The 12,538-nt window shown below is 61.8% G+C and carries 14 protein-coding genes; 4 read left to right on the top strand and 10 right to left on the bottom strand.

Features of this window, described 5'->3' with window-relative positions:
- Window positions 1–30 precede the first annotated feature (30 nt).
- Window positions 31–708, bottom strand: coding sequence for a peptidase C39 family protein (locus tag E8E68_RS13190; protein ID WP_110743912.1), 678 nt, complete (start codon window positions 706–708; stop codon window positions 31–33).
- Window positions 709–931: 223 nt separating this feature from the next.
- Between E8E68_RS13190 and E8E68_RS13185 the strand changes: the two genes are divergently transcribed.
- Window positions 932–1,111 carry a hypothetical protein gene (locus tag E8E68_RS13185; RefSeq protein ID WP_280342035.1) on the top strand — a complete coding sequence of 60 codons (180 nt, stop codon included), beginning with the start codon at window positions 932–934 and terminating at the stop codon, window positions 1,109–1,111.
- 52 nt (window positions 1,112–1,163) lie between these two features.
- On the opposite strand, the gene E8E68_RS13180 is transcribed toward E8E68_RS13185, so the two are convergent.
- Both E8E68_RS13180 and E8E68_RS13175 read right to left on the bottom strand, forming a co-directional pair.
- Window positions 1,164–1,916 carry a TerC family protein gene (locus tag E8E68_RS13180; protein WP_110743910.1) on the bottom strand — a complete coding sequence of 251 codons (753 nt, stop codon included), beginning with the start codon at window positions 1,914–1,916 and terminating at the stop codon, window positions 1,164–1,166.
- Window positions 1,917–1,944: 28 nt separating this feature from the next.
- Window positions 1,945–2,184 (bottom strand): hypothetical protein, encoded by a 240-nt coding sequence (locus tag E8E68_RS13175; RefSeq protein WP_280342032.1) that lies wholly within the window; start codon window positions 2,182–2,184, stop codon window positions 1,945–1,947.
- Between the two features lie 134 nt (window positions 2,185–2,318).
- Here E8E68_RS13175 and nhaR point away from each other — a divergent pair, with 134 nt between their 5' ends.
- The 3 genes from nhaR to E8E68_RS13160 all read left to right on the top strand — a co-directional run bounded on the left by nhaR (window position 2,319) and on the right by E8E68_RS13160 (window position 5,313).
- The gene (nhaR, locus tag E8E68_RS13170; protein WP_266031061.1) at window positions 2,319–3,212 is read left to right on the top strand and encodes a transcriptional activator NhaR; all 894 of its coding nucleotides are present in this window, start codon (window positions 2,319–2,321) and stop codon (window positions 3,210–3,212) included.
- A gap of 79 nt (window positions 3,213–3,291) precedes the next feature.
- The gene (gene sstT, locus E8E68_RS13165; protein ID WP_266031062.1) at window positions 3,292–4,503 is read left to right on the top strand and encodes a serine/threonine transporter SstT; all 1,212 of its coding nucleotides are present in this window, start codon (window positions 3,292–3,294) and stop codon (window positions 4,501–4,503) included.
- 162 nt (window positions 4,504–4,665) lie between these two features.
- Window positions 4,666–5,313, top strand: coding sequence for a DUF480 domain-containing protein (locus E8E68_RS13160; RefSeq protein ID WP_266031064.1), 648 nt, complete (start codon window positions 4,666–4,668; stop codon window positions 5,311–5,313).
- 4 nt (window positions 5,314–5,317) lie between these two features.
- Here E8E68_RS13160 and E8E68_RS13155 read toward each other — a convergent pair whose 3' ends face one another.
- From E8E68_RS13155 to E8E68_RS13125, 7 genes are all read right to left on the bottom strand, one after another.
- The gene (locus tag E8E68_RS13155; RefSeq protein ID WP_266031066.1) at window positions 5,318–5,506 is read right to left on the bottom strand and encodes a hypothetical protein; all 189 of its coding nucleotides are present in this window, start codon (window positions 5,504–5,506) and stop codon (window positions 5,318–5,320) included.
- A gap of 163 nt (window positions 5,507–5,669) precedes the next feature.
- The gene (gene ahpF / locus E8E68_RS13150) at window positions 5,670–7,247 is read right to left on the bottom strand and encodes an alkyl hydroperoxide reductase subunit F (protein WP_266031067.1); all 1,578 of its coding nucleotides are present in this window, start codon (window positions 7,245–7,247) and stop codon (window positions 5,670–5,672) included.
- Between the two features lie 125 nt (window positions 7,248–7,372).
- Window positions 7,373–7,936 carry an alkyl hydroperoxide reductase subunit C gene (ahpC, locus tag E8E68_RS13145; RefSeq protein WP_003250537.1) on the bottom strand — a complete coding sequence of 188 codons (564 nt, stop codon included), beginning with the start codon at window positions 7,934–7,936 and terminating at the stop codon, window positions 7,373–7,375.
- Between the two features lie 412 nt (window positions 7,937–8,348).
- Window positions 8,349–9,704, bottom strand: a complete 1,356-nt coding sequence (gene gorA / locus E8E68_RS13140) for a glutathione-disulfide reductase (protein ID WP_266031069.1) — start codon at window positions 9,702–9,704, stop codon at window positions 8,349–8,351.
- Between the two features lie 187 nt (window positions 9,705–9,891).
- Window positions 9,892–10,731, bottom strand: coding sequence for a UTP--glucose-1-phosphate uridylyltransferase GalU (gene galU, locus E8E68_RS13135; RefSeq protein WP_110743902.1), 840 nt, complete (start codon window positions 10,729–10,731; stop codon window positions 9,892–9,894).
- A 233-nt stretch (window positions 10,732–10,964) separates the two neighbouring features.
- A complete protein-coding gene (locus E8E68_RS13130; RefSeq protein WP_266031072.1) occupies window positions 10,965–11,879 on the bottom strand; it encodes a c-type cytochrome in 915 nt (304 codons plus the stop codon).
- Complete coding sequence (locus E8E68_RS13125) at window positions 11,876–12,526, bottom strand: c-type cytochrome (RefSeq protein ID WP_266031074.1); 651 nt, start codon at window positions 12,524–12,526, stop codon at window positions 11,876–11,878. Before E8E68_RS13125 ends, E8E68_RS13130 begins: the two co-directional genes overlap by 4 nt.
- Window positions 12,527–12,538: the final 12 nt, after the last annotated feature.

The raw sequence follows: 12,538 nt of genomic DNA, 5'->3' as shown, positions 1-12,538 counted from the left end.
ATGCCGGCGACAGGACCAGCACAGGCAACACTACTTATCCAGGCTGCTCACCGCTTGCCTGGCCGCAATCTCCTGCCCCGCCCGCGACAGCTCATCTGCCGCCTGCAACCAGCGCTGGCGATCCACCTGGGCCGGCAATTGCCGGGGTGGCTGCACCAGCACCGCCCAACTCCCCTGCTTCGCCCAGGCCGAGGCAAAGTCGTCGAATGCCATGACCTGCCGCCGGTGCATGCCCGAGCGCAACAGTACCCGCTGCTTGTAGCGGTCATAGCCGATCAGGACCGCATAGCGTGGCTCGGCCCACCAGGCCGAACCGTCTTCGTAACGCAGCAGCACCGGGTTGCCCGCCGCCACTTGGGTCAATAGCGCGTCCAACTGTTTGTCCAGTGGGTACACCACCATGCCATAGTCCCGCGCCACGCGCGGGATGCCGGTGTCCAGCGCCTCTGCCCCCTGCGGCAGGTTCAGCGGCTTGTCCAGCAGCCCCGGGGTGATCGGTGCACCCTGTTGCGACAGCACTGCCGCCAGGGCCATGGCCCCGCTATGGTTGGCGTTACCACGGTAGAACGGCACGCTACTGATTTCGACCCGCTGCGGCAGGCCCTTGAGGTTGGCGGGCGGCGCGCTGGCACAGCCAGCCAGTGAAGCCGCCACGACAACGGCAGCCAGCCACCGACGGTGAGCGGTCTTGAAGGAATGTTGCGGCATGGACACTCGCTTGCTTCAACGCCAGGCAGGCAGCGCCCGGCTCTGGCAAACGATCATAGGTCCCACAGCGGCGCGGGTATAGTCCGACAGCGGCTTGGAGCGAATCGGACCAAGAGATAGACCTTTGTTCGATGGAACGTCACAGGCGAAGGGCTAGACTAAAGCAGTGTCTGGAAGGCAAGCACTGGCCAATCGAGGGCTTGCCGTAGAGATGGAGGCACAAATGAGCCTGACCCTGGCAATCCTCATGCTGGTAGGCATGTGGCTGAGCGTCGCAGCCGCCATGCTTTGGGGCGTACTGCGCATCGTGCGGCGTCATGCACACCATAACCACCTGCCACCTCAGGCCCCGCCCAAGCCAGAGCCCGTGCGGCGAGCGCGGCGGCATGCCGGGGTGCACTGACACTGGATTTGATCAAGACTGGGAACGGGGCGCCAGGCGCCCCGTCGTTACATCAGCCTTCAGTCGCTTCACGCTTCAACCGCGCCCGACGCGCCAAGATGTTGAGGATCTCGATCACCGTCGAGAACGCCATCGCCGCATACACATAACCTTTCGGTACATGGGCGCCAAAGCCTTCGGCGATCAGCGTCATGCCGATCATGATCAGGAAGCCCAGGGCCAGCATCACCACGGTCGGGTTGTCATTGATGAAGTTCGCCAGTGGGTCGGCGGCCACCATCATCACGATCACGGCAGTGATCACGGCAATGATCATGATCGGCAAGTGCTCGGTCATGCCCACGGCGGTGATGATGCTGTCGACCGAGAAGACAATGTCCAGCAGCAAAATCTGGAAAATCGCCGCTGCAAAACCCAGGGTAACTGTCGAGCCGACCTTGGCTTCTTCCTTGGCGCCGTGCGGGTCGACGTTCTCGTGGATCTCTTTGGTCGCCTTCCACAGCAGGAACAGGCCACCGGCGATCAGGATCACATCCTTCCACGAGAAGGCGTTGCCAAACACTTCGAACACCGGGTCGGTCAACTGCACGATCCAGGCCACCGTACTCAGCAAGGCCAGGCGCATGATCAAGGCCATGCTGATACCGATCCGCCGCGCCTTGGATCGGTACGCCACCGGCAGTTTGTTGGTCAGGATCGAGATGAAGATCAGGTTGTCGATACCCAGTACAACTTCCATGGCGACCAGCGTAGCCAAGGCAATCCAGGCGGTAGGGCTAGCGGCGAGTTCCAGCAAATATTCCATTGTTCAGATCCTGCAGCGGCGGTTAAGGTCAAATTTCCTGGGTTTCTTCTTTCTTTTCGGCATCCTTGGGCTTTTGCCCTTGGGTGCCAATGGCATCGCTCAACGCTTGCTGGGCGGCCTTGTTGGTGTCGTCGATGACCTGCTTGGCCGATTGCGCTGCCTGGTCGAGCATTTGCTGGGCGGATTTCTCGGCTTGGTCGCAACCGGCCAGGGTGAACAGGGCCAAGGCCAGTACCAGCGGCGTGCCGATGGATTTGAATTGCAGCATGGGTTCCTCGCTTGTCGATATTCCGGCGGCGCACAGGGCGCCTGATGGAGGTGAATTCTAGACAAGGCAATACATCAGGAAAATTCGTATTTTCAGCGGTTATACTTCGGTTTTTACGAACCTGGAAAGCACTGATGCTCAACTATCGGCAGCTGCACTACTTTTGGGCGGTGGCCAAGACCGGCAGCATCGCCCGCGCCAGCGAGCAACTGAACCTGACCCCGCAAACCATCAGCGGGCAGATAAGCCTGTTCGAACAAACCTACGGCCTGGAATTGTTCCAGCGCGTGGGCCGTCAGTTGGAGCTGACCGAAACCGGGCGCCAGACACTGGTTTATGCCGAACAGATGTTCCAGCTGGGCGGTGAGCTGGAGGCCATGCTGCGCGCTGGCCCACAGGAGCAAATCCTGTTCCGGGTGGGCGTTGCCGACGTGGTGCCCAAGTCCATTGTGTATCGCTTGCTGGCACCGACCATGGAGCTGGACGATGTGCTGCGCATCAATTGCCGCGAAGACAAGCTTGAGCGGCTGCTTGCCGACCTGGCGATCCAGCGCCTGGACCTGGTGATTTCCGACAGCCCCATGCCGAACAACCTGGACATCAAGGGCTACAGCCAGAAGCTTGGCGAGTGCGGGCTGAGCTTCTTTGCCACCCCGGCGCTGGCCCAGCGTCACGGGGGGGCCTTCCCTGCCTGCTTGCAAGACGCTCCACTGTTGATTCCCGGCCAGGAAACCGTTGTGCGCAGCCGTCTGCTGCGCTGGCTGGGGGAGCAACACGTACAGCCGCGGATTGTCGGCGAATTCGATGACAGCGCCTTGATGCAGGCGTTCGGGCAGTCCGGCAGCGGGATATTCGTCGCCCCCAGCGTCATTGCCGAAGAAGTGTGCCGCCAGTACGGCGTGCGGCTGATCGGGCAGACGGAAGCCGTTCATGAGTCGTTCTACGCGATTTCGGTGGAGCGCAAGGTCAAGCACCCGGGGATCGTGGCCATTACCGAGGGCGCGCGCCGGGAGTTGTTTCACTGGTGACCCCGCAGAGGTCGGCGCAGGACTGCACTGCGCTTATGGTAAAGTCCGCCCCTTTCCAGAATTCGAGACGCTGCTGCACATGACCCCTGTCTTCCGCTTCCTCAACCGCACCAGCCTGGTGGCGCAAATTGTCATCGGCCTGCTTGCCGGCATCGCCCTGGCCCTGCTGGCGCCCAGCGTGGCCCTCGACCTGGGCTTCTTTGGCAAAGTGTTCGTCAGCGCCCTCAAAGCGGTGGCGCCCGTGCTGGTGTTCATCCTGGTCATGGCTTCGATCGCCAACCACCGTCATGGCCAGGAAACCCACATTCGCCCGATCCTCTGGCTGTACCTGCTGGGCACCTTTGCCGCAGCTGTAGTGGCCGTGTTCGCCAGTATGCTGTTTCCGTCCAACCTGGCACTCAGCGCCTCCGAGGCTGCGCTGAGCGCGCCTGGTGGTATCAGCGAGGTGCTGCTGAACCTGCTGCTGAGCGCAGTCGACAACCCGATCAACGCCCTCCTCAATGCCAATTTCATCGGCATACTGACCTGGGCCATCGGCCTGGGCATAGCCCTGCGTCATGCCGGTGAAACCACTCGCACCGTGGTCGACGACCTGTCCAACGGCGTAACCTTGATTGTCCGCGTGGTCATCCGCTTCGCCCCGCTGGGCATCTTTGGCCTGGTCAGCGCTACCCTGGCGCAATCCGGCCTCGACGCTCTGCTCGGCTACCTGCACCTGCTGGCGGTGCTGATTGGCTGCATGCTGTTCGTGGGACTGGTAATGAACCCGCTGATCGTGTACTGGAAGATTCGCCGCAACCCTTACCCGCTGACCCTGCTGTGCCTGCGCGAAAGCGGCATTACCGCATTCTTCACCCGCAGTTCGGCGGCCAACATTCCGGTCAACATGGCACTGTCGGAGCGCCTTGGCCTGCATGAAGACACCTACTCGGTGTCAATCCCGCTGGGTGCGACCATCAACATGGCCGGCGCGGCGATCACCATTACCGTGCTGACCCTGGCGGCAGTGCATACCTTGGGTATTCCGGTAGACCTGCCTACCGCCGTGCTGCTCAGCGTGGTGGCGGCAGTGTGTGCCTGCGGTGCTTCGGGTGTGGCGGGTGGTTCGCTGCTGCTGATACCGCTGGCGTGCAGCCTGTTTGGTATCCCCAGCGAAATTGCCATGCAGGTGGTGGCGGTGGGCTTCATCATTGGCGTGCTGCAGGACTCGGCCGAGACGGCGCTGAATTCCTCGACCGATGTGCTGTTCACCGCAGCGGCCTGCCTGGCTGAAGAGCGGCGTAACGCTTGAGGTTGCCGGGGCCGCTTTGCGGCCGATCGCGGCACCAGCCCGCCCCTACAGGAGAGCGCATTGCTCTGTAGCGGCGGGCTTGCCCTATCAAGACGCAGATGATTGCTTAAGCCAGGCGCTTTACCTAGGCTAGTGGCCTTTCCCCAGCAATGAGACAGGGCCATGTCAGAACACGAAACCGTCGGCGAAGGCCGCTTCACCAGCATCGAGATTCGCGTGCTCGGCGCGTTGATCGAAAAGCAGGCCACCAGCCCCGAAAGCTACCCGCTGACCCTCAATGCCCTGGTCCTGGCCTGTAACCAGAAGACCAGCCGCGAGCCGGTGATGAACCTGACCCAGGGCCAGGTCGGCCAGGCCTTGCGCGCCCTTGAAGGGCAGGACATGACCCGCCTGCAGATGGGCAGCCGCGCCGATCGCTGGGAGCAACGGGTGGACAAGGCACTGGAGCTGGTGCCGGCGCAACTGGTGCTGATGGGCCTGATGTTCCTGCGCGGCCCACAGACCCTCAACGAACTGCTGACCCGCAGTAACCGCCTGCATGACTTCGACGACACCGAGCAGATCCAGCACCAGCTGGAGCGCCTGATCTCTCGTGACCTGGCCTTGCACCTGCCACGCCAGGCCGGCCAACGCGAAGACCGCTACACCCATGCCCTGGGCGACCCGGCAGAGATCGAGGCGATCCTCGCTGCACGTCAGCACGAAGGTGGCGCCCGCAGCGCTGGCGGCAGTGTGTCGGAAGACCGTATCGAAGCCCTCGAAGCCCGCATCGCTGCGCTGGAGGCACGTTTGGCCGAACTGGAAGGCTGAGCCGTCACGGCTCGGGGTCGGGGAAATGGCGGCAGCTCTTGCGCTCGGCCAGTTCCCGGTCACTGGGGCGCTGGTCGACGAACACGGTGCGGCCGTCGGCGTAGATTTCCAGGTAGCCCCAGTGCAGGTCCTGCTCTTGCTGACCGGGCTTGGGGGGGACTAGCCACCAGGGTTCGCGGCTGATCAGGGTCATGGGTGTGATTCCTGAGAGGATCTGCACTAATCATAGACACCCCTCGGGTTCTTCTTTGCCTGGACCCGCCCTTTCGCGGCCGCTCCTACAGGGATTTACACAGTATTCAAAACTGCGCAGTACCTGTGGGAGCGGCTTTAGCCGCGAAGAGGCCGGTACAGGCTTATGCCGGTGCCGAAGTACGGATCAGGTGATCGAAGGCCGCCAGCGAGGCCTTGGCCCCCTCTCCCACCGCAATCACGATCTGCTTGTACGGCACAGTCGTCACGTCACCCGCGGCGAACACACCCGGGATGCTGGTCTGGCCCTTGGCATCGACCATGATCTCGCCACGCGACGACAGCTCGACAGTACCCTTCAGCCAGTCTGTGTTCGGCAACAGGCCGATCTGCACGAAGATACCTTCCAGCGCCAGTTCATGCTGCTCGTCCGTGGAACGGTCCTTGTAGCGCAGGCCGGTCACCTTTTCACCATTGCCCAGCACCTCCGTGGTCAGCGCACTGGTGATCACTTTCACGTTTGGCAGGCTGTGCAGCTTGCGTTGCAATACCGCATCGGCACGCAGCTGGCTGTCGAACTCGATCAGCGTCACTTGGGCAACGATACCGGCCAGGTCGATGGCCGCTTCCACGCCCGAATTGCCGCCACCGATCACCGCCACGCGTTTGCCCTTGAACAGCGGGCCGTCACAGTGCGGGCAGTAGGCCACGCCGCGTGCGCGGTATTCCTGCTCACCCGGCACGTTCATTTCGCGCCAGCGAGCCCCGGTGGCCAGGATCACGGTCTTGGCCTTGAGCGAAGCACCGCCAGCCAGGCGAACTTCGTGCAGACCGCCATCGATAGCCGGGATCAGCGCTTCGCCACGCTGCAGGTTCATGATGTCGACATCGTATTGCTTGACGTGCTCTTCCAATGCCGTGGCCAGCTTCGGCCCTTCGGTTTCCTGCACCGAGATGAAGTTCTCGATGGCCAAGGTGTCCAGCACTTGGCCACCAAAACGCTCGGCAGCGACACCTGTACGGATGCCTTTGCGTGCTGCGTAAATGGCAGCTGCCGCGCCAGCGGGGCCACCGCCGACCACCAGCACGTCGAAAGCGTCCTTGGCGTTGATTTTCTCGGCCTGGCGGGCACCGGCGCTGGTGTCGATCTTGGCGAGGATTTCTTCCAGGCCCATACGGCCCTGGCCAAAGATTTCGCCGTTCAGGTAAATGCTCGGCACCGCCATGATCTTGCGCGCTTCCACTTCAGCCTGGAACAGCGCACCGTCGATGGCCACGTGACGCACGTTGGGGTTCAGCACCGCCATCAGGTTCAGCGCCTGGACCACGTCCGGGCAGTTCTGGCACGACAGCGAGAAGTAGGTTTCGAAGGTGAACTCGCCTTCCAGCGCCTGGATCTGCTCGATCACTTCGGCACTGGCCTTGGACGGGTGGCCACCGACTTGCAGCAGCGCCAGTACCAGAGAGGTGAACTCGTGGCCCATGGGTATGCCGGCGAAGCGCAGGCTGATGCCGTTGCCATTCAGGTCAGCACCCGGGCGGTTCAGCGAGAACGATGGGCGACGGGCATCGGTACCGTCCGCGCTGAAGGTAATAAGGTTCGACAGGCCGGCGATTTCCACCAGCAGGTCGTGCAATTCGCGGGACTTCGCGCCGTCGTCGAGGGAGGCAACGATCTCGATCGGCTGGGTGACCCGCTCCAGGTAGGTTTTCAGTTGCGATTTAAGCGTGGCGTCCAACATACGGGCGATTCCTTTTTCAAAACTCGGATACAAAAACGCCCAGGCGATGTCGCCCGGGCGCTTTTACGGGGCGGTAGGTACTTCAGCTTTGGCGGCTGGTTACCGCCCGCGGGGTGCGCATGACCTTAGATCTTGCCTACGAGGTCGAGCGATGGCGCCAGAGTGGCTTCGCCTTCTTTCCACTTGGCCGGGCAAACTTCGCCTGGGTGGGCGGCAACGTACTGGGCAGCCTTCACTTTACGCAGCAGTTCGGCAGCATCGCGGCCTACACCACCGTCGTTCAGTTCGACGATCTTGATCTGGCCTTCCGGGTTGATCACGAAGGTACCGCGATCGGCCAGGCCGGCTTCTTCGATCAGCACGTCGAAGTTGCGCGAGATGACGTGAGTCGGGTCACCGATCAGAGGGTATTCGATCTTGCCGATGGTGTCGGAAGTGTCGTGCCAGGCTTTGTGGGTGAAGTGGGTGTCGGTGGACACACCGTAGATTTCCACGCCCAGTTTCTGGAATTCGGCGTAGTTGTCGGCAAGGTCACCCAGCTCGGTCGGGCAGACAAAGGTGAAGTCGGCCGGGTAGAAGAACACGACGGACCACTTGCCTTTCAGGTCGGCTTCGCTGACCTGCACGAACTCGCCTTTGTGGTAGGCGGTGGCGTTGAACGGTTTGACCTGGCTGTTGATGATTGGCATGAGAGACGCTCCTTCATGGGGTTGGAATCAGTTGATGGATAGAATCCTAACTAATCATCCCGCTGATGGCTCATTGGCAAAGCTCATGCTTGTGATTGGTTTTGGCTATAACCGGTGTTTATTGATAGAAGGGAATGGGCTGAGCAAAGGATTGCGAAGTCTGTAGCGGTACAAGGAGGGCCAAGCCCAGGTCCTCTCACGGTGGTCGCTATCGTGGCCTGCATGAGGACTTTCATCGTGCGTCTGAATGTCATGCTCAGAACGGGCACATCGTAGGGCGACTTGGTGCTACGGCAGCCTGGAAGTACAACGTAAATCCAGAATGCTGCGCGAACGGCGTGGTGGATGGCACGGGCTTCGCCCGTGTTCGCGGGACAAGCCCGCTCCCACAGGGATCGCGCTAGATTCGCGGTCAGCGGGTAGCGGTGCGCATGGTCACGAACTCTTCAGCCGCCGTGGGGTGCACGCCGATGGTTTCGTCGAACTGCTGCTTGGTTGCACCGGCCTTCAGGGCAATGCCCAGGCCCTGGATAATCTCGCCAGCGTCAGGGCCGACCATATGGCAGCCCAACACCTTGTCGGTCTCGGCATCGACCACCAGCTTCATCAGGGTCTTTTCCTGAATGTCGGTCAGGGTCAGCTTCATGGCGCGGAAGCGGCTTTCAAACACCTGCACCTTGTGCCCGGCCTCCAGTGCCTGCTCCTCGGTCAGGCCAACGGTACCGATTGGCGGCTGGCTGAACACTGCGGTCGGGATGTTCTGGTAGTCAACCGGGCGATACTGCTCCGGCTTGAACAGGCGCCGCGCAACGGCCATGCCCTCGGCCAGGGCCACCGGGGTGAGCTGCACACGGCCGATCACATCACCAATGGCCAAGATCGACGGCGCGGTGGTTTGGTACTGCTCGTCAACCCGGATATAGCCGCGCCCATCCAGCTCGACACCGGTATTCTCCAGGCCCAGGTCGTCCAGCATCGGGCGTCGCCCAGTGGCGTAGAACACGCAGTCGGCGACCAACTCGCGGCCGTCTTTGAGGGTGGCCTTGAGGCTGCCATCCTCCAGCTTGTCGATACGCTGAATATCGGCATTGAACTGCAGGTCGAGGCCACGCTTTTCCAGTTCTTCCTTCAGGTGTGTGCGCACCGAACCATCGAAGCCGCGCAGGAACAGGTCGCCACGGTACAACAGTGTGGTGTCGGCACCCAGCCCCTGGAAGATACCGGCGAACTCGACGGCGATGTAGCCGCCACCCACCACCAACACTCGCCGAGGCAGGTCCTTGAGGTAGAAGGCTTCATTCGAGGTAATGGCCAGTTCCTTGCCCGGGATGTCCGGCACTTGCGGCCAGCCACCGGTAGCGATGAGGATGTGCCCGGCGCTGTAGCGCTCGCCGTCCACTTCTACCTCGTGGTCGCCGGTAAGGCGCGCATGGCCCTGCAGCAGGGTCACCCCGCTGTTGACCAGCAGGTTGCGGTAAATGCCATTGAGGCGCTCGATCTCGCGGTTCTTGTTGGCAATCAGGGTGCCCCAGTCGAAATGCCCTTCTTCCAAGGTCCAGCCGAAACCTGCAGCCTGCTCCAGTTCGTCGGCAACATGCGCGCCGTACACCAGCAGCTTTTTCGGCACACAACCGACGTTGACACAGGTACCGCCCAGGTAGCGGCTTTCGGCCACTGCCACTTTTGCGCCAAAACCGGCGGCAAAGCGCGCCGCGCGCACGCCGCCGGACCCGGCACCAATCACGAACAGATCAAAATCGTAGGCCATGTATTCACTCTCCTAGGCAGGCGCCCAGCATAACGCACTGGGGCCGCTTTGCGACCCTTCGCCGGCACGCCCGCTCTCACAGGGTTACGCAACCTTGAAGGCTTGCACAGTACCTGTAGAGCGGGAATGCCCGCGAAGGGCCGCAACGCGGCCCCAGTTATCAACGCTGATACGAGTAGCGGCTTACTCAGTAAGCCTTACCAGTCTTGTAGTAGTTCTCGAAGCAGAAGTTGGTCGCATCGATGTAGCCTTCGGCACCACCGCAGTCAAACCGCTGGCCCTTGAACTTGTAGGCGATTACGCAGCCGTTTTGCGCCTGTTGCATCAGCGCATCGGTGATCTGGATTTCGCCGCCCTTGCCTGGCGGAGTGTTCTTGATGATGTCGAAAATGTCCGGGGTCAGGATGTAACGACCAATGATCGCCAGGTTCGACGGTGCATCTTCCGGCGCAGGCTTCTCGACCATGTTGGTGACACGGTAAATGTCGTCACGGATCATGTCGCCGGCAATGACGCCGTACTTGTTGGTTTCCTGCGGATCCACTTCCTGAATGGCGATGATCGAGCAGCGGAACTGGTTGTACAGCTTGACCATCTGGGTCAGCACGCCGTCACCTTCCGGATTGACGCACAAGTCGTCCGCCAGCACCACGGCAAACGGCTCGTCACCGATCAGCGGGCGACCCGTGAGGATAGCGTGGCCCAAGCCCTTCATTTCGGTTTGACGGGTGTAGGAGAACGAGCACTCATTGAGCAGGCGACGGATACCGACCAGGTATTTTTCCTTGTCGGTGCCCTTGATCTGGTTTTCCAGCTCGTAGCTGATGTCGAAGTGGTCCTCGAGCGCGCGCTTGCCGCGACCGGTAACGATGGAAATTTCGCTCAGACCCGCATCCAATGCTTCTTCAACGCCATACTGGATCAGTGGCTTGTTGACCACCGGCAGCATTTCCTTGGGCATGGCTTTGGTAGCAGGCAGGAAACGAGTGCCGTAACCGGCTGCCGGGAACAAGCATTTCTTGATCATATACGTCCTTACAAAAGGCTAGGCCTGTGGAATTCGGCGCAGTCTAATCAGGCGGCACGCACCTTACAATGCCTCACCTGTGGCCGACCGATGGGAAGATAGAGATAACCCAGTGTAGATAGTTCCGGGGGATCGTAAATATTGCTGTCATACATGACCGGTGGATGACAGCACAAGCCTCTGTGCCGGCCCCGCGGCGTGTGAGCCCTGGCGGAGGCCGGCACAGATACGCATCAGTGACCAGCCCCTTGCCCGATCAGCACCCCATCGACCTCTTGACCATACAGGTTCACCCCATCGTTGGCATGAAACTTCACCCGCGTCTTCTCGATGGAGCCTTCTACCAGCCGCGGGTCCTGTGGGCGCTCATGACGGTTGATCCACGCCGCCACGTCCCAGGCCTGCTCGTCACTCAGGCTCCCCGGCTTGCCCAACGGCATGTTGTGCTTGATGAACGAAGCGGCGGTGTTGATACGGTGCATGCCAGCGCCCCAGTTGTAGGAATCCTTGCCCCACAGCGGTGGCATCACGTACTCGCCAGCCACTTTCTGCCCTTCGCCGTTGTTGCCGTGGCAGATCGCACACTGCTCAGCGTAAACCTGCTGGCCGCGCTTGAAGTCATGACCGCCCTTGGGCTGCGCCACCTCGGGGTAGCCACGCCCGGCAATTTCCACACCGGTCGGCGCCTTGGTCGACAGCCAGTATGAATACACCGCCAGCGCAGTCATTTGCGGGCTGTCGGCGGCTGGCGGCCTGCCGTTCATACTGAACTGGAAGCAGCCCTGGATACGCTCGGCAAAGGTGTTGACCTTGTCGTTTTTCTTGCGGTACGCCGGGTACATCGGGTAAGCACCCCACAGCGGTGCAGAATGCGCGAGGCGCCCCTGGTCGAGGTGGCAATTGCTGCAGTTCATTCCATTGCCCACGGCTTCGGGCATCAGCCGGCGGGTGTCGACGAAAAGAGCATGCCCTTCGCGCACCATCTTGCCAAAGGCATTGTCAGGCAGCTCGCGCTCAGCGGGCGGCACGAACCGTGGCGGCGCCTGCACGCCGGGCACCCTCAGCTGCGATTGGTCTTCCATGGCAATGGGCGCGGCCTGAGGGCAACTCACGACCAGCAGCAACAAGGCGGGAATCGTCGCTCTCATGGCTTGACCTCCTGGCTGGCGGGGCGGGCGAAGAACTCGGCAACGGCCTTGACCTCGTCTTCGGTCATGGCCTTGGCCACGCCGACCATCAACTGATTGGGGTCATTGCGGCGGCTGCCGTTGCGCCAGGCATCAAGCTGCGCCACCAGGTAACTGGCGGGCTGGCCGGTCAAGGGCGGGAAATGCTCGCCCACCCCGCCGCCACCGGGGCCGTGGCATTGCACGCAGCCGGGAATCTGCCGGTTCCAGTCGCCGTAAAGGGCCATGCGGGTGGTGGGGTCATCAGCAATCTGCTGCCGGCGCAGATCGCCAGCGGGGTCTGCGGGCAGGCTGGCCAGGTAGGCACTGACGGCGGTGATTTCCTCTTCGCTCAGGGCCTTGGCCAGCGGCTCCATCACCGGCTGCTTGCGGGTGCCACTGCGCCAGTCGTGCAATTGCTTGCTGAGATACCCTGCCGGAAGCCCGGCCAAGCGGGGGAAGCCGGCAGCGGCAATGCCCTTGCCGTCCGGACCATGGCAGCCCAGGCAAGCCATGGCAGCGGGGTTGGCCCCGCCCTGGGTGAAGATTTTCTGGCCATCGGCAGCATGCGCCACCGGCCAGGCCAGGATCAGCAGACTGCCGATCACTGCGCATCTCAACGGTACCATCACGACGCTCCT

This window comes from Pseudomonas sp. BN607, from assembly GCF_029871175.1.
Lineage (GTDB): Bacteria > Pseudomonadota > Gammaproteobacteria > Pseudomonadales > Pseudomonadaceae > Aquipseudomonas.
The sequence above is the reverse complement of the archived record's forward strand: the minus strand, read 5'-3'. Positions and strand labels throughout refer to the sequence as shown.